The following is a 19,884-nucleotide window of genomic DNA, read 5'->3' as shown; positions in this document are numbered from 1 at the left end:
TTACAGATTAAAAGATTTGAATTGAAACTCAATGCTTACTCCAAAAATATTTATTACAATATGAAACTCTCTCATAAAATCCCCTCCCTATATAAAGAAGGGCTACTATCTTCATTACATCAAATGACACCATTCCAGTCAACCCCAATCTCACACTCTCCAACTTTTCCAATTTTCAAGGCAAGTTTATGGGCGACCATGCATACACTGAAACAGAAATGAAATTAATTGAACATGAAGTTCAAAATCGTGACACACTAGACGAATGCCCAGCATAAGATAAAACGATCAAGAACAAGGAGGCATGCCGGAATGTCTGAATACAGAGAAATTATTACAAAAGCGGTGGTTGCAAAAGGGAGGAAATTCACCCAAAGCACACACACCATTTCTCCATCGCAAAAACCAACCAGTATCCTAGGTGGTTGGATCATTAATCATAAGTATGATGCTGAAAAGGTCGGTAAAACTGTTGAGATCGAAGGAACATTTGATATTAACGTATGGTACTCATACGCAGACAACACAAAAACAGAAGTCGTCACAGAGCGTGTGAAATATGTTGACATCATCAAACTGAGATATAAAGATAAAAATTTCCTTGATGATGAGCATGAAGTGATTGCAAAAGTGCTGCAGCAGCCGAATTGCTTAGAAGTGACTATTTCTCCTAATGGCAATAAAATTATCGTTCAGGCAGAGCGTGAATTCATTGCTGAAGTAGTGGGAGAAACAAAAATTGTCGTAGAGGTCGATTCAAGCTGGAAAGAAAAAGATGATCATGAGTGGGAAGAAGAGGTGGATGAGGAGTTAGAGGATATACATCCAGAATTCCTAGCAGGTGATCCAGAAGAGTAATAAATGACTAGGGCGCATATCCCCCTAGTTTTTTTGTGTCTGATCTAGGAGAAAAAAGGGGAATTTTTATGCTATAATGTAAGATGGTATGAATTCGAAAGTAATATAGTGAGGGATTAGAAATATGGCAAGTTATACGCCCATGATACAGCAATATTTAAAGATCAAGGCAGATTATCAAGATGCCTTTTTATTTTTTCGTTTAGGCGATTTTTATGAGATGTTTTTTGATGATGCAAAAGAAGCGGCACAAGAACTAGAAATTACATTAACAAGCAGAGACGGCGGTACAATTCCAATGTGCGGCGTTCCTTATCATTCTGCTTCTGGATACATAGAACAATTGATTTCAAAGGGCTACAAAGTCGCCATTTGCGAGCAGGTGGAAGACCCTAAAACGGCAAAAGGTGTGGTCAAAAGAGAAGTCGTTCAACTGATTACACCTGGTACCGTCATGGATGGTAAAGGCTTAAGTGAAAACGAGAACAACTTCATTGCGTCTGTTACCAGCTTTCAAAATGGATATGGTCTTGCGCTTTCTGATTTATCAACAGGGGAAAACATGGCTGGTTTCATTCATCGATTAGATGAAGTTGTATCAGAAATTTATTCTGTCGGTGCAAAAGAAATTGTAGTGTCAAAGCAGCTGGATGAGGAAACAGTAAAAACCCTGAAAGAACGCTGCCAGGCGACCATTTCATACGAAGATAGTGATGAATTAATAGAGGAAGCTGAGCGACTCGTTTCCCACCTTGATCATCATCTGAAATCAGCATTTTTAACACTATATGCCTATTTAAGAAGAACGCAAAAGAGAAGTTTAGATCACCTTCAGCAAGTTGAAGTGTTTGAGCTTGAACAAACGATGAAAATCGATCTTTACTCAAAACGAAACCTTGAATTAACAGAAACCATTCGTTCAAAAAGCAAAAAAGGCTCTTTATTATGGCTGTTAGATGAAACAAAAACAGCGATGGGCGGCAGACTGCTCAAGCAATGGATCGACCGGCCGTTAATTCGCCTTTCGCAAATCAAGGAGCGCCAGGAAATGGTGCAAATTCTGATGGATCATTTCTTCGAGCGAGAGGATCTGCGCGAGCGGTTAAAGCAAGTATATGATCTTGAGCGACTAGCGGGCCGCGTGGCATTTGGAAACGTGAATGCCCGTGACCTCATTCAGCTCAAGGAATCCTTAAAACAAGTACCAGATATTAAACACCTCGTTCATTCACTGCCAGAGGAAATGGCAAAATCAAGAGCGAATGAGATTGACCCTTGTGGTGACTTGCTTGAATTATTAGAAGGAGCCCTTTATGAAAATCCGCCGATGACGATAAAAGAAGGCAATTTGATTAAAGACGGCTACAATGCAAAATTGGATGAGTATCGTGATGCTAGCAGAAACGGAAAGGACTGGATTGCACGGCTTGAACAGCAAGAAAGAGAATATACCGGCATTCGCTCCTTAAAAGTCGGGTTTAATAAAGTGTTTGGTTATTATATCGAAGTGACACGCGCGAATACACATCTGCTGGAGGAAGGCCGTTATGAAAGAAAACAAACGCTTGCCAATGCAGAGCGGTATATCACACCTGAATTAAAAGAAAAAGAAGCACTGATTCTTGAAGCAGAATCAAATATTAACGAATTGGAATATGAGCTCTTTACAGCTCTCAGAGAGCAAGTGAAAGCCTATATTCCTAGATTACAGCTGCTTGCAAAACAAATGAGTGAGCTGGATGCGCTTCAATGTTTTGCGACTGTCAGTGAAAAACGCCGTTATATCCGTCCGGAATTCTCAAAGGATGAAGTAGATGTCACAGATGGGCGCCACCCTGTCGTTGAAAAAGTGCTGGATCACCAAGAATATGTGCCGAATGACTGCCAGATGGGAAAAGGTAGACAAACCTTACTCATCACTGGACCGAATATGTCAGGGAAAAGTACGTATATGAGACAAATGGCACTCACCTCGATTCTTGCGCAGATCGGCTGCTTCGTGCCTGCATCAAAAGCGACTCTTCCGATCTTTGATCAAATCTTTACACGCATTGGTGCGGCAGATGATTTGATTTCTGGTCAAAGTACTTTTATGGTAGAGATGCTTGAAGCGAAAAATGCGATGGTGCACGCAACGAAAAACAGCTTGATTTTATTTGATGAAATTGGCCGCGGGACAAGCACTTATGATGGAATGGCGCTTGCGCAGGCGATCATTGAATTTGTTCATGATCATATTGGGGCGAAAACGCTATTCTCTACACATTACCATGAGCTCACGGTTCTTGAATCGCAATTAAGCGAGCTGAAAAATGTTCATGTGCGAGCTGAAGAGCATGAGGGAACGGTCGTTTTCTTACATCAAATCAAAGAAGGTGCAGCTGATAAAAGCTATGGTATCCATGTAGCGCAGCTGGCTGAATTACCTGATGCGATCATTAATAGAGCTCAGACCATCTTAACGGAGCTTGAGAGCGGTTCACATGACGTGACCCCGCATGTATCTGCAGCACCAAAAGCAAAAAAGGCTGAGGAAAAACAGCAGCTTTCCTTCTTTGAAGTAGATGAAAAACCGCAAACGAAAGCTGCTTTGAAACAGAAAGATCAAGCGGTCATCGACGAATTAAAGTCATACAACCTGATGGATATGACGCCGCTTGAAGCCATGACAAAGCTATATGAATTGCAAAAGAAATTATAATGTAAGGTGAGGTGAGCAAAAATGGCAAAGATTATTCAGTTATCCGATGACCTATCCAATAAAATTGCTGCAGGTGAAGTGGTTGAGCGCCCGGCTTCTGTCGTAAAGGAGCTTGTAGAAAATGCGATCGATGCAAAAAGTACAGTCATTGAAATCGATGTAGAAGAAGCAGGTCTTTCTTCTATTAGAATCATTGACAATGGTGTTGGAATCGATGCTGAAGATTGTAAGCTCGCCTTCCAGCGTCATGCAACGAGTAAAATCAAAGATGAAAATGATCTGTTCCGTGTAAGAACCCTCGGATTCAGAGGTGAGGCGCTGCCAAGTATCGCATCTGTTTCTCATTTAGAAATGAAGACAAGTACTGGTGAAGGAGCTGGGACACATCTAGCTCTGCAAGGCGGGAAGATCATATCAGAGAAAAAAACCTCTGGCCGCCGCGGTACGGAAATTGTGGTCACCAACTTATTCTACAATACGCCAGCCCGCCTAAAATATATGAAAACCGTTCATACGGAGCTTGGGAATATATCAGATGTTGTGAACCGAATTGCGCTAGCTCATCCAGAAGTATCGATCCGCTTGCGTCATCAAGGGAAAGTCCTGCTTCAGACGAATGGAAACGGAGATGTCCGTCATGTGCTTGCGGCCATTTACGGGACAGCTGTGGCGAAAAAAATGCTGCTGCTTCACGTCCAATCGCTTGATTTTGAAGTGAAAGGCTATATTTCCTTACCAGAAGTGACAAGAGCATCACGGAATTATATGTCTTCTGTTGTAAACGGGAGATATGTCAAGCATTTTCCTCTTGTGAAAGCGATCCATGAAGGATATCACACACTGCTTCCGATTGGCCGCCATCCGATTACATTTATTGAGATGAAGATGGATCCAATTTTAGTTGATGTGAACGTTCATCCCTCGAAGCTTGAAGTGAGACTAAGTAAAGAGCAGGAACTTCATGAGCTGATTAAACAAGGAATTAAGGAAGTATTTCAAAAGCAGCAGCTCATTCCAAGCGCTTCAGTGCCAAAAAAAGCACCAATGCCATCAGTGAAAAATGAGCAGCAATCCTTAACCTTTGATGCGAAACAAGGAACCCCAATCCGGACGGAATCACCGCGATCCTATCAGCCGGAGCCGCTCGAATCGTTTGTATACGAGACAAGCCAAGCCGCATCAGACGAGATGCCTGAGCAGGAGAAGCAGGGAGCATCATCCCCCACATTTTATGAAGAAGCTCCAGCTGAGAATGTTCATTTAGAGGAATCCGCAGCTTCACTTGAATATGAAGAGACAGTACTAAAAGAAGATGTTACAGAAACGATTCCAGAAAACGAACGTGTTCCTGTGATGTATCCAATTGGGCAAATGCATGGCACATATATTTTGGCTCAAAATGAACAAGGGCTTTATATCATAGATCAGCATGCGGCTCAAGAGCGAATCAAGTATGAGTATTATCGTGAGAAGGTAGGAGAGATTGAACAGGAAGTGCAAGAAATGCTTGTCCCATTAACATTTCACTACTCGAAAAACGATATACTGATTATTGAAGAGCATATGGATATTTTAGCGAAAGTGGGTGTCTTCTTAGAGCCTTTCGGATCTGGAAGCTACATCGTTCGTTCGCATCCCCAGTGGTTTCCGAAAGGTGAAGAGGCTGAACTGATCGAAGAGATTATAGAGCAAGTGCTGGATGAAAAGCGTGTTGATATCAAGAAACTAAGAGAAGAAGCGGCCATTATGATGAGCTGTAAAGGCTCAATCAAAGCAAATCGTCATTTGCGTCATGATGAAATCAAAGCCTTGTTAGATGAACTCCGGCAAACGAAGGACCCATTCACCTGTCCGCACGGCCGGCCAATCATCATTCATCACTCGACCTATGAAATGGAGAAAATGTTTAAACGGGTGATGTGATATAAAAAAAGCGCTCTTATTAGAGCGCTTTTTTATTTAGCATCCGCAAGGATCTGGCGGTGTGACCACAACTGGTCGTGTATTAATATCAATCGTATCTTCTGCATAAAATTTGGAACCAATGCTGATTGCTCGATTTTCTGCGCGGAACGTATATGTACCTGCAGCAGGAAGTACTTTATGAGAAAGCTTTAATGTATATTGGGAAATTCCAAGTAAATCCAATCTAAGCGGAATACGAACGGTTTGTCCGTTGTTCAAAATGTAGCTGTCTTTTAATGCTTTACCGTTCAAGATGTCTTTTGTTGTTGCTTGGAAACCCTTTGGCAGTGTGAACTCAACTGCACCAAGACTTAGAACTGAATTTGGGCTGTACGTCAGCTCAATGTCAGAATAAGACCATTCCTGCTTACTAGCTCCTGTAATTTTAGCGTAAAGAGCAGCTGGCTTTACATTGGTTGATGCTTTGCTTTCGGCTCCTTCAGCAGATGCAGCAAGTGGTACTGACAGCGCCATGACCAATGTGAGCATCCCCATCATAAGAATCGTCCATGTTTTTTTCATTTCTTTTTCCCCCTTGTTGATTATAGGTAAATAATAGATGATTACATCCATTATTTACCTATGATGTTACCATATTCCTACATGGTATTAAATGGTATATTATACCCTTATTTTGTCATTCTTTAGTAATAGCGGGGGAAAAGCGCATTTGGTTGATTCATTCCGTGAAAATGGCCAGCCATTTGCTGATTTGGCTGCATCATCATATGCATATCTTGATAGCCGTACGAATGGTATGGCATCATCCCGTATCCACCATAGTGGTCATGATGATGGTGATCCTTCATTGGAACATACTGTGGAAAGAAATCATGTTGATTTGGAAACGTTGAATAGGCTGAATGATGATGCGGGTGGTGCGCATGATACACATCTTTTTTGCCACTATGGTAATGGTTTGGCATATTCATATGATCATGCATGTTTGGCGCGACCACATGCTCATGATTGGCTGTATACACATTTTCAAACGTGTGATAGGGATTTTCTTGGTGATAATGATTCATTTGGCTATTCATATTGTTCATTTGATATCTCATCCTTTATGTCAGGTTGCCATATCCTATGAGTATGATTCGTATCATGAGCCTATCCATATGAAAGAAAAAAACCGGCTATTCAGCCGGGAAAACGAAAAGCAGGTAAAGCGTCAAGCCTTAATATGAAAAGCTATGTCTTCTTCTACGACGCTTTTTACATCTGCTGCAGACACTTTTAGGACAATAATAGGGATCGTAGCTTCGGGAAGTATCCCAAAAATCACTCTCAAACCAATCATCTTTTTTATGATAAAACTTTTTTTCTTTACATGGATCCTCATGGTGATGATGGTCATGCTTTTTATGGCAGTTTGAGTGGGAATGTTTGCACTTGCATTTGCACATTGTCATCCCTCCTAAATGTGACTCAATGCTAGTATATGTAAGAAAGAGTGTGGAGGACTGGATACTCGCACTTCTTTTGTAAAAAAAGGCTTTTTCTGAAAAAACTCAAATAAAAAGAATTGACTAGTGCTAAAATAACATGATAAAATATAAATTTTTATCCTCTGATGAAATGTGTTATAATGGTATTGTGAATACTTTCGGAGGTGGCGGATTTGTTTCAAATAGGTGATAAAATTGTTTATCCTATGCATGGAGCCGGTGTGATTGAAGGAATGGAAGAAAAAGAGATTTTAGGTAAGACGCAGGAATATTTTCTGATTCAAATGCCGAATATGCAGATGATGATCCCAAAAGGCAGAATCACTCAACTAGGTATACGTCCGGTAGCAGATCAAGCAACGCTGAAAGTTGTGATGAACAATTTTGCAGAAGAAACAAACGACGACACGCTTACTTGGAAGCAACGATATGATGAAAATCTGAAGAAGCTAAAAACAGGTGCGATCGAAGATGGTGCAGACGTTGTCAAAGATCTAATGAGACGAAATCAGAAGAAAGCATTAAATTCAAGTGAAAAGAAAATGCTTGAAGATGCAAGAGGCATGTTAGTGAGTGAAATTTCACTTGCACAAGGACTGTCGCAGGATGAAGTGCTAACAGCTTTAGAAAATGAATTAAGAATGTAATAATGATATACAGAAACTGGCTGTAAACAGAAGGGACACTCCTTTTGTTTACGGCTTTTTTTATTTTGAATAAGAGTAATTTTTCCATTTTTGTGGGTGATTTTCACTAAAATTGAAATAAGGTCATACGATTTAGTTTTTAGGTGCACAACAAAAAATGTAAAGACCTCTAAAATACCTAGAAGACTTTAAAAAACAGGTAAGTTCTCCTGATTCATTCAATTGAGCCGGACAACCTTTGAATTTTCTAAGCCATTGATAGTAAAATAATGCGATAAGACGACACCTATGAGAATGAAAAGGAGCGGTGAAATGAAAAGGCTACTAATATGTGGATTCATCTTTCTCATCCTATGCGCACTTTTAATGGTGAAATGCAGCCATTCTGCTCAAGAAAAAAAGGGGCAAAAGCAACATCATGAAGAGGTAGAAAAATATCAAAAAGAACGAAAAAAAGGTGATCAATATGAAAGCTTTAAACAGCTCTTGCGACATGAAAAAGATGGCTATGAAATAGAATTTCACGAAAAAGGTGGGAGTGATTTACTCGTATTTTCGCCTCACGGAGGTGAAATTGAACCAGGAACTAGTGAAATTGTAGAAGCGTTTCAAGAAAGATACTCTACGTATTTGTTTGAAGGGACGAAGCAAGACAATAATCGCGACTTGCATATCACGAGTACAAAATTTGATGAACCCATTTTGGTTCAAATGATTAAAACGTATCCTTTCTCGATTTCCATCCATGGCTATAAAAGTCATAAAAGGCACACGTTAGTTGGCGGGACAAATGAAAAAATGCAAAGAGCGGTTGTGCGAGAACTAAAAGATCGAGGGTTTTCTGCAGAAATGGTACAAGAAGGCGAGCGGCTTTCTGGAACTGATCCTAAAAATATTAATAATCAAAATGCGAGTGGTGAAAGTGTTCAGCTAGAAATTAGTACGGCACAGAGAGAGTCCTTTTTTGACAATTTTGATACGAGAAATGGAAAGAAAAAAGCATTCAGACGTTATATCAGTGCTTTAAAAAAAGTACTAAGAGAGTTCGATCCGTCTTCGTAAAAAAAGGTTTTGATGGGTTAAAGTACACAATTTGAACTTGGTAAAAAAGATAGAAAAATGCGATTTGAACATAAAATTTGTAATAACTTACAATTTGCCTTAAAAACATAAATTATGTAAAATAATAGTTATCAGTTTGATATGATAGAATGGGGCTGAAGTGGATGGCACACAAAATACCATCTTCCGAAGTAGGTGTAAAGATCAATCAATGGTACACGCATATTTGCAAATTTGACGTCGAACAGGCAAACGACATGAAGCGTCTTGTGGAAGAAGAAATTCATGATATGGAAGAGGATCAAGATTTACTTCTATATTATTCTCTAATGGATTTTCGCCATCAAATGATGCTTCAGCATTTAGCGCCAGTTCATGCAGGGAGTGAAACGCTTCAAGCAGTGTCCTTTCCTAAAGAAATGGAAGATACAGAAGATGAAATGACGGGCTTACTCGGCTATTATTTTCATTTTTTCCATGGAATGTATGCATTTATCCAGCGCCGGTATATCGAGGCCATTTCATATTACAAGCATGCGGAACATCAACTGATCTTAGTGACAGATGAGATTGAAAAAGCAGAGTTTTACTATAAAATCGCTGAAGTATACTATCATATGAAACAAACCTATTTCTCTATGCATTATGCTAAAAAAGCGAGAGACATCTATAAGAAACATCAGCTTTATGGAAAAAGAAGCATTCAATGTGATTTTGTCATGGCAGGTAATTGGATTGATTTAAGTCAGTATCAAAAGGCGCTTCCTTATTTAGAAAAAGCGTTAAAGGTCTGCGAAGCGATGGAACAAAAAGAATGCACATCTTACTTTAAAGCGATGGCACTTAATAACTTAGGCACCTGTCATTATAGTATGGGAACGTATCATACAGCGACTGTCTTCTTCGAACAAGCCATTTCACTTTATCAGAAAGATCAAGCATCGACGATGATTAAATCATTGTTTTCACTTGCACTCACTTGGTTTAAACTCGGAGATATCCAGCGGGCAGGCGAGACTATATCTAAAGGATTAAACGAGGCTTGTGTATTGGGAGATGAAATTTATCAGTTGAAATTCCAATTTTTGCAGGCGCTCTATATAGAGAAAGACGGCTGTGAGCAATTGAGGTCAGCACTTTTTGGTCTGAGAAACAAAAAAATGTTTGCTGATTTAGAGGAATTAGCACTTGATGCGGCTAATTATTATAAGGAACGCGACATGTACAAGGAATCTTCCACTTTTTTTGAGATTGTGATCGAAGCGCGTACGCACATTCAAAAAGGAGATGAGATGTATGAGAACGAAGCATAACATGTCAGCTGCTCAAGTAGATGAAAGACTTCACACATAAAAACGAGACAAACAACACCCTTTACGCATAAACGTAAAGGGCTTTTTTCTTTATTCTTTGATGGCTTTTTCTGCGTCAATTGCACCTGCTCCATAAATCATCGGGTCATCCCCAGACCATTTGTTTGTATTTTCTTTTAACAGCGTTTTGACATCATCAGGTGTTAAATCTGGTGAATGCTCCAATAAAAGAGCGCAAATGCCAGCACAAATCGGTGTTGCCATAGATGTGCCAGATAACGTTGTATAATCACCATCGACTCTGCTTGATTTATCGAGTTTATCCAGAAAGGATCTTGGTGATCTGAGAGAAACGATGTTTACGCCTGGTGCGAGGATATCTGGCTTTGCTTCCCCATAAACAGTTGGCCCTCTACTTGAAAACGGTGCGACGACATCGTCAGCTGATTCTGGTGTATTCCGGTCATCGTAGGCGCCGACTGTAATGACTTTTTGGCTGACAGCAGGGCTTGCAATCGTCTGGCTGTTAGGACCAGAGTTTCCGGCAGCGACGCATACAACAATGCCTTGATCCCATGCAGCATTGACAGCGCGTACCATTGGATCGTCTTGTTCGTCATCATAACGCTGGGCATCTCCGCCTAGCGACATACTGATAATATGAATGGGATCATCGGGGTGGTCTTCGTTGAACTGTATACACCATTCAACACCTTCTATAATAGTAGAAAGTGATCCAGCTCCTTGTTTATTTAACACTTTCACGCCTATCAGATTTGCTTTTGGGGCAGGCCCTTTATATAAGCCATCAGAGGCGGCTCCATCTCCCGCTACATCTCCCGCGCAGTGAGTACCGTGGCCATTATCATCATAAGGTTTCGTTTTTTGTTTGACAAAATCCACAAAATCGCGAATTCTTCCATCTAAATCTTCATGCGGATAAATTCCCGTGTCAACGACAGCCACTGTAATACCTTCTCCGGTTAATGTTGTTCCGTTTCGGATGATTTCTTCAGCATGACTTGCTTGTGTCGCCACATCCAGCAGTGCATGAACTTTCCGGTCTAAATAAATCTTACGAATATGCTCACCATTTGCTAACAGTTCCTCTAAAGCAGCAGGCGTTAGATCAGCAGCGCAGCAATCGATATGAGAGAAATGCCGTTTTATATTTGTTTTTCTGCTTTTTTTCATGAGCTGTTTTGTGCTTTGGATCCCTGCTTCAGCTGTACCTTCCTTAAATTCAATGATCACACGAAGCTTCTTTTTCTTCTTTAACCTGCCTTCGAAAAAGCGATGAAGAAAGCATGGTGTCCATTTAAAAGGTTTATAAAGGTGAAGAACGGTCTCTCTTAAAGGCTGATCTAGTTTACTAGCATGTGTTCTGACCATTTGCACCATCGAAAATCCGAACATGTGATGCCCTCCATTCTAGCTATCCATTCTCGTACACTTTTACGTTATGAAAATGAAAACTGCTTGGTTCGGATTCTTGTCCCTTCTTTTCTTCATTTTGGCGGCTTGCTCATTTCTTTCAAAAAAGAAAAGCGCTTACATTTTGTAAAATAATAGAAAAAGGTGGAAATCATGTAGAATCTGCCGATGATAGGTGGGAGAGTTCTTCTGAAAGAACCAGTGAAACAAAGGATTTTGCAGAAAAAGGGGGGATTTAGACAGGGTCAATGCTCATATAAATGTGACGCGTTACAGATGGAAAAAATCAAATCCGCATCAAATAAAAGCCGAATTAAAGAAAACAGACTGGATAGGACTAGGTCATATTAAACATAACGTCATTTGTTTGTCATACTATTCTAACTCTGTATTCAAAGAGGAGAGGCGTTTCTGTGTATATAAATGCAATTATCTTATTTTTGAGGAATCTCATGATCTAGAGTGTTATGATCAAACTTGAAGAGAAAATGTGGAAAAAATGATAAGAAATGATGATTCAATATAAATCATAGAAACGGCTTAGAAATCTGTTAAAGGAGAACGGGAATGAAGAAGTTTTTTGCTTTGCTTCTCCTGCTTGCGATCGGATGGGGCGTTTATTACACCATGCAAGCACAGGAACATGATGAGCCAGTGTCATCACGTGGAGAAGACGAAAGCGGTTCAAATGATATTTATCGTAATTTTAAAGAATTAGAAGAAAACGAATCAGCAAACAACTACCACATTACATCCAACCCAGTGCCTGGCAGCCGCCTTCTCGTGATGTCACCCCATGGCGGGAGGATTGAAGGCGGCGTAAGTGAGATTGTCCATTTTTTTGATAACGATTTCTCTACGTATTTATTTGAAGGCTTAAGAGAAAATGCGTTCGAACTTCATATTACAAGTACAAACTTTGACGAGCCAATTGGTGTTGCGCAGGCAAAAGCACATGAGTACGTTTTAGCGGTACATGGATACAGAGGGGAGGAAGGGATTGACCATACTCTCGTCGGTGGAACAGATTACGACCGTGCAGAAAAAATTGTGAACTCATTAGAGCGGAATGGATTTTCTGCTGAACTGGCTGTCGGACACGAAACCCTGAGTGGAACGAGCAATCATAATATTAATAATCTTACTAAAACAGGGCAAAGTGTGCAGCTTGAGATTAGCAGAAGTCAGCGTGAAGCTTTATTTGACAGTTTCGACTATCAGAGGCGGTCCAGTACAAAAAACGAGAGGTTCTATCGTTATGTCAGGGCCATTCGCACAGTGCTGGATGAAGAATATACGTAAGGATTGTGCACATGTTAAGACAAGCAGGGGGAATTCTTGTTACACTGTAAACAGTGATAACAAAAGGAGAGACAGATATGGCGCGTCATCATTTTCATCTTCAGGCAAACTGGCCTGGTCTGCGTAACGATGTTGGTACAATCGCATGTGAACAATTAAAAACGGAAATCTCGATTCCAAAGGAAATGGACGGACCGGGTATTGGAACAAATCCAGATGAGATGCTCTTAGGTGCGGCGGCTACGTGTTATATCATTACTCTTGCAGCCATGATGGAGCGGAGTCAATTAGAGAAAGAGGATCTATCGATGAGCTCTGAAGCTGTCGTAGATGTGACAAATGGTGTGTTTACTTATAAGGAAATCATTCATCGGCCTGTCATTATCCTCAAAGAGTCTGCTTCTGAGCATGATATTGAGCTTGCCCGTAAACTTGCGCATAAAGCCGAAAGCTCATGTATGATCTCAAGAGCTGTTCAGGGCAATGTAACCATTTCATTAGAAGAAACCATTCAAGTCGGCTGTTAAAACAAAAAAGTCATTTTCTCTTGAAATATGGAGAAAATGACTTTTTTTATGACGTCCATTTGGTCTGATCGAGTTGTTCTTTGTTTTCATTCTTTTGTTTCTTGGATTGATTTAAGACAATCACGCCGAATATGACAAGTGCAAGGCCGATAAAACCCTTCGTGCTGATCGTTTCGTTAAACAGCACAAGCCCAACAAGAGCGGTGAGTGCTGTTCCGACGCCAGACCAAGTTGCATAGGCAGACGAGAGCTCAATGGTTTTAAGTGCCAAGCTGAGGAAAGTAAAGGCGCATCCAAATCCGATCAGTACCCCAATACTCGGCAGCAGCTGCGTAAAACCTTGAGAAAGCTTCAGCATCGTACTGCCAAAAACCTCCGTTAAAATGGCTCCTGTTAAATAGAGCATACCTTTCATGATTTCCCACGTCCTTTATGACATATTTAATAGTACGACCCCTGAGACAAGCATAGCCATTCCGATGACTGCTCTCTCGTTCAAGGTTTCTTTGAAAAAGAGCACGCCAAAAATAGCCGTGAGGACTGTACCAACCCCAGACCATGTTGCGTAAGACATGCTAAGTGGAATGATGTTAAGTGTCAATGACAGCATATAAAAAGCAAGTGTATAGCCAGCAACAACGACTGCGCTGGGCTTCCAGCGCGTAAAGCCATTTGATAGTTTTAGCATCGCGGCGCCAATGGCTTCTGAAAAAATAGCAACAGCCAAAAAAAGATATCCAAGGATCATCATCATCCCTCCTCTAATAGGTGTAACATCCGATGAAGTAAAAGGGTTTTTTTCTCCTGGTTCAGCCGCTCTAGCTGAAATATTTCTGAAAACCAGTATGCTTTGCAACCTGTTGAAGAGTGAACTGCTTGATCCTTCTTTTAATATCATGCGGACAGCTGCATCAAAATGGTTCTTTTGTGGTTTTAGGCATAAAAAAAACACCTACTTTACTGAACAGTCGGTAAAGTAAATGTTAACTCATGAAAAAAGAGTGTGTCAATCGATTCATTTTATGAACGATGTTTTCACTTAAACGTCATATTTAATAATAAGGGTATGGTCCATATGGCGGGTATGGCGGCGGATAAGGGTATCCATAGCCATATCCTGGCGCAAGCAGAGATCCGGCAAGCAGGCCTCCCGCAAACCCACCTAAAAATGGAGGACCAAAGAATCCAGGTCTTCCAAATCCAAACCCAGGGCGTCCAAAGCCAAAACCAGGTCCCCCAAATCCAAACCCAGGGCGTCCAAAGCCGAATCCAGGTCTTCCAAATCCAAAAGGTCTTCTCATGTCTTCTTGAATAAACGGAGGTGTTTCAAAATAATTCATAAAAAAAGTCTCCTTTCTCATAAAATCACTGTAACTGCCATCAGTGTATTCCAGTAGCCTACAAGTGTTTGGATGAACGCCTAATGTAAGGAGGAATGTCAAAAATGGGCCTGTATCCATCTGATTGGGCAAAGTGTCCGCCGCATGCACATGCATATAAAGCACGTACGGATGTAACAGAGGGGCATTATCATTTAATAGAAGGTATTTCTCAGCCTGTGAATGGAAGCAGTACCGACCGGCATACTCATTTTTACCGAGGGATCACCTCCTTTGAAAGAGGGCATTTCCACAGGTACTACGGTATCACAGGGCCTGCAATCCCGAGAGTCGACGGAACGCATTATCACGAGATTGAGGAAGTCACTTATTCTGCCTATCTCGATTCTGTCCCTATCCCATATGGAGGTGTCGTCTATAGTCCAGATGAGAATCGGCCAACACATAAGCACCGTTTAAAAGGAAAAACATATGAAGTGGTTGGAAATGAACCACTCGGCTGGTGATGGGCAGTATATAGGAGAGAAGGAGAAGTTATGCTATACTGTAGGCAGTTTTGTAAAAGAGAGTGATGTTATGAATAAAGCGAAGCAACCAGTCATTGTGTTAGTAGGGCCGACGGCTGTCGGCAAAACAAAATTGAGCATTGATTTAGCCAAAGCATTTAATGGAGAAATTATCAGTGGGGATTCTATGCAGATTTATAAAGGTATGGACATTGGAACAGCTAAAATTACCCCCGAAGAAATGAATGGCATCCCGCACCATTTAATTGATATTAAACAGCCAGACGAATCTTTTTCCACAGCTGAATTTCAGCAGCTGGTCCGTTCGAAAATTGAAGAGATTGCCTCTAGAGGAAAAACGCCAATGATTGTCGGTGGAACAGGTCTTTACATTCAATCCGTTTTATATGATTACACATTTACTGACGAGAAAAGTGACCCTGCTTTTAGAGAAGAAATGGCCCGGTTTGAACAGCAGCACGGCCCGCTTCAGCTGCACGAAAAGCTAAAGGCAGCAGACCCTGATACTGCAAACGCCATTCATCCGAATAACGTCCGCCGCGTGATCCGGGCGCTGGAAGTCATCCACACAACAGGTCAGAAAATGTCGGAGATGCAAAATGGGCATCAAGAAGTTCCTCTTTATGACACAGCCTTCATTGGGCTGAAAATGGATCGAGAGCTTTTGTACGAGCGCATTCATCAAAGAATTGATATGATGATAGATGAAGGCTTAATTGAAGAAGTGAGAGCACTTTATCAATCCGGTTTGAAGGATTGTCAGTCTGTTCAAGCGATTGGTTATAAAGAGCTGTATGCTTATTTTCAAGGCAGCTATTCACTTGATGAAGCCATCCGGCAACTAAAGCAAAATTCCCGTAGATATGCGAAGCGTCAGTTCACGTGGTTCCGTAATAAAATGGCTGTCACTTGGTTTGATATGACACCACCTTGCCACTTTTCAGACAAAAAAGAGGAAATTTTCGCATATATAGCAGGAAAGCTTGGACTTAAAGCGAAACTGTAGTTATCAGAATCAAGGAGGACGAAACATGAAACCGATTAATATTCAGGAGCAGTTTTTGAATCAGATCCGCAAAGACAATACATTTGTCACAGTATTCTTACTGAATGGCTTTCAGCTTCGCGGTCAAGTGAAAGGATTTGACAATTTCACGGTGCTGCTTGAAACAGAAGGGAAGCAGCAGCTTATTTATAAACACGCCATTTCTACATTTGCACCTCAAAAGAATGTAAATCTAGAATTAGAATAGGATATGCCGCATGTAATAGCCCCATGCATCTGCGAATAAACCGGCCGGAACCCGCTACGTTTTTTTGTCAGTGCAGAGGGGCTATTTTGCATGCGATGAAACTTTTCTGTCCATTTTACGTATAATTCCTTATTGGATATTAGAAGGGTGAGGAGATTTATATGGAAAATGCAGAGCTTGAATTAAGAAGGATTAGAGTGATCCTCCTTTTAATTGGAATTGTTGTCTTGTTTGGATCGTGTGCCATTTCAAACATTGAATCGAGACAAGAAAGCTGGAACAATCATTCTCATGAAAATGCAGAGGGGATTTTACCATCATCTGCAGAACTAAAAAATAATCACTTTGCTGTTGTGAAAGATGATGAAGTACATGTATACCGGTTTGATGAAAAAGAAGGAGAGCTAACTCTCGTTACAAAGAAGTACATAGATGAATGGGACGAAGAATATGATGATGGCCTTGATGATGAAGAGTAAGCACGTAAATTTACAAATGAATGTGAAGCCGCTACACTATAATCATGCATCAGACATCTAGACAGAAAAGGATGAGTTCATGACACACAAAATTAAAATTAATCATTGGGAACAAACTTGTGAAGACGACTCCTGTTTCGAATATGGAACAAGCGTTTCTGTAAATGGGAAAGAATTAGTGAGAGAAGCTTCAATCGTCTCTGCGCTTGAAGCGGTGCTAAAAGAATTAGGTGTTGACGTAGAAATTACAGAAGTGTCAGAAGATTTACAGTGCGATGCCTACAAAAAATAAAACAAAAAGTCTAGTCTACTAAGCGATTTTTTTTCGTGTTATGATAGATTTCGGTTTCAGTTGAATACGGAGTAGAGCAGTCTATTTTTAGATCCTGTTCTGCTCTATTTATTTGAACGTACGAGTTCGGCTATGAACGTTCGGCCGGGTTGGTTGATTTTTTTCGTTTTGAACATCTATATATTGTGTTTTGAAAAAACATAGTATACTATATATAGTGAATAGCGAAATAATCAACAATACTAAAAACTAGGTCGTGATGGAATTGATTCAAATCGTATTTGATTCAAAAACAGGAAATGTTCAACGCTTTTTGGACAAGACCCCCTTTACAGACAAACGAAAATTGACTGGAGAAGAGTTTTTGGATACGCCGTTTATTCTCGTCACCTTTACGACTGGATTTGGACAAGTCCCTAATACCACTCAGTCCTTTTTAGAAAAAAATGCTCACCTTTTACTAGGTGTAGCGGTGAGTGGCAACAAAGTGTGGGGAGATAATTTTGCAAAAAGCGCCGATACGATTTCTAAACAATATCAAGTTCCTATTTTGCACACCTTTGAACTAAGCGGAACAAAAAGGGATGTTGAATTGTTTACACAGGAGGTAGAAAGAATTGTCACAAAATCAGGTTCCAAAGTGGATACAATTAAATAACGAAATTATGATTCAAAAAGAAGGAAAGTTTCAGTTCGATAAGGACAAAGAAGCTGTACATAGTTATTTCGTAGATTATATTAATCAAAACACAGTCTTCTTCCACAATTTAGAAGAGAAGATTGATTACTTAATAGAAAACGACTACTATGAGGAAGAATTTTTAAGACAGTACAGCATGGCAGATATTAAAGAAGTCTTTGAAGCTGCATATGCCAAAAAATTTAGATTCCCATCATTTATGAGTGCGTTTAAGTTTTACAATGACTATGCACTGAAAACAAATGATAAAAAGAAAATCCTTGAACGCTATGAAGACCGCATTTCAGTTGTAGCGCTTTTCTTTGCGGGCGGAGATAAAGAAAAAGCACTTGAGTTTGTAGAACTGATGATCAATCAAGAATACCAGCCAAGTACACCAACATTCTTAAACGCTGGACGTAAAAGACGCGGCGAGCTTGTGAGCTGCTTCTTGCTTGAAGTGAATGACTCGCTAAACGATATTTCAAGAGCGATTGATATTTCAATGCAGCTTTCAAAACTAGGCGGCGGTGTCAGCTTGAATCTGTCAAAACTTCGTGCAAAAGGCGAAGCAATCAAAGATGTAGAAAACGCGACAAAAGGTGTTGTCGGCGTGATGAAGCTTCTTGATAATGCATTCAGATATGCAGATCAAATGGGACAAAGACAAGGATCAGGAAGTGCCTACCTGAATATTTTCCACAGAGATATCAATGATTTCTTAGATACGAAAAAAATCTCTGCTGATGAAGATGTTCGTGTGAAAACACTATCCATCGGAGTCGTCATTCCGGATAAATTTATCGAGCTTGCTAGAGAAGATAAAACAGCTTACACCTTCTATCCGCACACAGTCTATAAAGAATATGGACAGCATCTTGATGAGATGGACATGGAAGAAATGTATGACAAGCTTGTAGAAAACCCGAAAGTCAAAAAAGAAAAAGTCAATCCGAGAAAGCTTCTTGAAAAATTGGCTGTTCTACGCTCAGAATCAGGCTATCCATATATCATGTTCCAAGATAATGTGAATAGAGAGCATGCATTGAACCATATTTCACGAGTGAAATTCTCAAACCTTTGCTCAGAAGTGCTTCAGGCTTCAGAGGTCTCTTCTTACACGGACTATGATCAAGAAGATGAAATCGGTCTTGATATTTCTTGTAACCTCGGTTCATTAAATATCATGAATGTCATGAAAAACAAATCGATCGAAAAAACGGTCAAGCTTGCAACAGACTCACTAACGCTTGTGTCTGAAACGACAGACATTCGCAATGCACCAGCTGTTCGAAAAGCAAACAAGGCGATGAAGTCAATTGGACTTGGCGCGATGAACCTTCACGGGTATTTAGCTCAAAACCAAATTGCCTATGAAAGTGAAGAAGCAAGAGACTTCGCAAATACGTTCTTTATGATGGTGAACTATTATTCCATTAAACGCTCAAGTGAGATTGCAAAAGAAAAAGGAGAAACATTCCATCGTTATGAGGGCTCTGGCTATGCAACGGGTGAGTACTTCGATAAATACGTGGAGAATGATTTCACACCAAAAACAGAAAAAGCAGCAGCACTATTTGAAGGCATGCACATTCCAACAAAAGAAGACTGGGCAGCACTCAAAGATTTTGTAGCGGAAAATGGCATGTACCATAGCTATCGTTTATGTATCGCGCCAACAGGTTCAATTTCTTATGTTCAATCGGCAACAGCCTCTGTGATGCCAATTATGGAACGTATCGAAGAAAGAACATACGGCAACAGCAAAACCTATTACCCAATGCCGGGTCTTTCAGCGCAAAACTGGTTCTTCTATAAAGAAGCATACGATATGGACATGTTTAAAGTGGTCGATATGATCGCAACGATTCAGCAGCACGTCGATCAAGGAATCAGCTTTACACTATTCCTGAAAGATACGATGACAACGCGAGACTTAAACCGCATCGATCTATATGCACACCATAAAGGCATTAAGACACTTTATTATGCAAGAACGAAGGATACAGGGCAGGAAGGCTGTCTTTCTTGTGTTGTTTGATTAAAGGAGAGTTTAA

General features: G+C 40.4%; 21 protein-coding genes. 15 read left to right on the top strand and 6 right to left on the bottom strand.

The window, feature by feature from the left end:
- The first annotated feature begins 312 nt into the window (after positions 1-312).
- The 3 genes from cotE to mutL all read left to right on the top strand — a co-directional run bounded on the left by cotE (position 313) and on the right by mutL (position 5,482).
- Positions 313-858: an outer spore coat protein CotE gene (gene cotE, locus AKG37_RS11880; RefSeq protein WP_041084785.1), complete on the top strand. Its 546-nt coding sequence runs from the start codon at positions 313-315 to the stop codon at positions 856-858.
- 124 nt (positions 859-982) lie between these two features.
- Positions 983-3,559 (top strand): DNA mismatch repair protein MutS, encoded by a 2,577-nt coding sequence (gene mutS / locus AKG37_RS11875; protein ID WP_060699016.1) that lies wholly within the window; start codon positions 983-985, stop codon positions 3,557-3,559.
- 21 nt (positions 3,560-3,580) lie between these two features.
- Positions 3,581-5,482, top strand: a complete 1,902-nt coding sequence (gene mutL / locus AKG37_RS11870; RefSeq protein WP_060699015.1) for a DNA mismatch repair endonuclease MutL — start codon at positions 3,581-3,583, stop codon at positions 5,480-5,482.
- A 36-nt stretch (positions 5,483-5,518) separates the two neighbouring features.
- Here the strand turns inward: mutL and bslA are convergent, their stop codons facing one another.
- Entirely contained in the window at positions 5,519-6,046 is a 528-nt protein-coding gene (gene bslA / locus AKG37_RS11865; protein ID WP_060699014.1) for a biofilm surface layer hydrophobin BslA, read from the bottom strand.
- 122 nt (positions 6,047-6,168) lie between these two features.
- A complete protein-coding gene (locus AKG37_RS11860) occupies positions 6,169-6,573 on the bottom strand; it encodes a hypothetical protein (RefSeq protein ID WP_060699013.1) in 405 nt (134 codons plus the stop codon).
- Between the two features lie 572 nt (positions 6,574-7,145).
- On the opposite strand from AKG37_RS11860, the gene AKG37_RS11850 reads away from it, so the two are divergent.
- The 3 genes from AKG37_RS11850 (at position 7,146) to AKG37_RS11840 (ending at position 9,994) form a co-directional block, all read left to right on the top strand.
- On the top strand, positions 7,146-7,619 hold the full coding sequence (locus AKG37_RS11850; protein ID WP_060699011.1) for a CarD family transcriptional regulator: 474 nt from the start codon (positions 7,146-7,148) through the stop codon (positions 7,617-7,619).
- Positions 7,620-7,931: 312 nt separating this feature from the next.
- A complete protein-coding gene (locus tag AKG37_RS11845; protein ID WP_060699010.1) occupies positions 7,932-8,681 on the top strand; it encodes a poly-gamma-glutamate hydrolase family protein in 750 nt (249 codons plus the stop codon).
- A gap of 164 nt (positions 8,682-8,845) precedes the next feature.
- Positions 8,846-9,994, top strand: a complete 1,149-nt coding sequence (locus AKG37_RS11840; RefSeq protein WP_060699009.1) for a Rap family tetratricopeptide repeat protein — start codon at positions 8,846-8,848, stop codon at positions 9,992-9,994.
- A 90-nt stretch (positions 9,995-10,084) separates the two neighbouring features.
- Here the strand turns inward: AKG37_RS11840 and AKG37_RS11835 are convergent, their stop codons facing one another.
- On the bottom strand, positions 10,085-11,410 hold the full coding sequence (locus AKG37_RS11835; RefSeq protein ID WP_060699008.1) for a S8 family peptidase: 1,326 nt from the start codon (positions 11,408-11,410) through the stop codon (positions 10,085-10,087).
- 585 nt (positions 11,411-11,995) lie between these two features.
- Here AKG37_RS11835 and AKG37_RS11825 point away from each other — a divergent pair.
- Positions 11,996-12,730 carry a poly-gamma-glutamate hydrolase family protein gene (locus AKG37_RS11825; RefSeq protein WP_060699006.1) on the top strand — a complete coding sequence of 245 codons (735 nt, stop codon included), beginning with the start codon at positions 11,996-11,998 and terminating at the stop codon, positions 12,728-12,730.
- 77 nt (positions 12,731-12,807) lie between these two features.
- Entirely contained in the window at positions 12,808-13,257 is a 450-nt protein-coding gene (locus AKG37_RS11820; protein ID WP_060699005.1) for an OsmC family protein, read from the top strand.
- 46 nt (positions 13,258-13,303) lie between these two features.
- Here AKG37_RS11820 and erbB read toward each other — a convergent pair whose 3' ends face one another.
- The 3 genes from erbB to AKG37_RS11805 all read right to left on the bottom strand — a co-directional run bounded on the left by erbB (position 13,304) and on the right by AKG37_RS11805 (position 14,597).
- Positions 13,304-13,672 carry an SMR family multidrug efflux transporter EbrB gene (erbB, locus tag AKG37_RS11815; protein WP_060699004.1) on the bottom strand — a complete coding sequence of 123 codons (369 nt, stop codon included), beginning with the start codon at positions 13,670-13,672 and terminating at the stop codon, positions 13,304-13,306.
- Between the two features lie 15 nt (positions 13,673-13,687).
- Positions 13,688-14,005: an SMR family multidrug efflux transporter EbrA gene (gene erbA, locus AKG37_RS11810; RefSeq protein WP_060699003.1), complete on the bottom strand. Its 318-nt coding sequence runs from the start codon at positions 14,003-14,005 to the stop codon at positions 13,688-13,690.
- 304 nt (positions 14,006-14,309) lie between these two features.
- On the bottom strand, positions 14,310-14,597 hold the full coding sequence (locus AKG37_RS11805; protein WP_060699002.1) for a hypothetical protein: 288 nt from the start codon (positions 14,595-14,597) through the stop codon (positions 14,310-14,312).
- 104 nt (positions 14,598-14,701) lie between these two features.
- On the opposite strand from AKG37_RS11805, the gene AKG37_RS11800 reads away from it, so the two are divergent.
- From AKG37_RS11800 to nrdE, 7 genes are all read left to right on the top strand, one after another.
- Positions 14,702-15,103 carry a YmaF family protein gene (locus tag AKG37_RS11800; protein ID WP_041084774.1) on the top strand — a complete coding sequence of 134 codons (402 nt, stop codon included), beginning with the start codon at positions 14,702-14,704 and terminating at the stop codon, positions 15,101-15,103.
- Between the two features lie 70 nt (positions 15,104-15,173).
- A complete protein-coding gene (gene miaA / locus AKG37_RS11795; RefSeq protein ID WP_060699001.1) occupies positions 15,174-16,130 on the top strand; it encodes a tRNA (adenosine(37)-N6)-dimethylallyltransferase MiaA in 957 nt (318 codons plus the stop codon).
- Positions 16,131-16,155: 25 nt separating this feature from the next.
- Positions 16,156-16,377: an RNA chaperone Hfq gene (hfq, locus tag AKG37_RS11790; protein WP_024424088.1), complete on the top strand. Its 222-nt coding sequence runs from the start codon at positions 16,156-16,158 to the stop codon at positions 16,375-16,377.
- Between the two features lie 161 nt (positions 16,378-16,538).
- Complete coding sequence (locus AKG37_RS11785; protein WP_060699000.1) at positions 16,539-16,856, top strand: YmzC family protein; 318 nt, start codon at positions 16,539-16,541, stop codon at positions 16,854-16,856.
- A gap of 79 nt (positions 16,857-16,935) precedes the next feature.
- Positions 16,936-17,148, top strand: a complete 213-nt coding sequence (locus AKG37_RS11780; protein ID WP_034281933.1) for a hypothetical protein — start codon at positions 16,936-16,938, stop codon at positions 17,146-17,148.
- A gap of 265 nt (positions 17,149-17,413) precedes the next feature.
- Complete coding sequence (nrdI, locus tag AKG37_RS11775; protein WP_060699372.1) at positions 17,414-17,806, top strand: class Ib ribonucleoside-diphosphate reductase assembly flavoprotein NrdI; 393 nt, start codon at positions 17,414-17,416, stop codon at positions 17,804-17,806.
- Positions 17,766-19,868 (top strand): class 1b ribonucleoside-diphosphate reductase subunit alpha, encoded by a 2,103-nt coding sequence (gene nrdE, locus AKG37_RS11770; RefSeq protein WP_060698999.1) that lies wholly within the window; start codon positions 17,766-17,768, stop codon positions 19,866-19,868. Before nrdI ends, nrdE begins: the two co-directional genes overlap by 41 nt.
- Positions 19,869-19,884 lie beyond the last annotated feature (16 nt).

Source organism: Bacillus australimaris (assembly GCF_001307105.1).
Taxonomy (GTDB): Bacteria; Bacillota; Bacilli; order Bacillales; family Bacillaceae; genus Bacillus; species Bacillus australimaris.
This window is presented reverse-complemented; position numbering and strand designations above follow the sequence as displayed.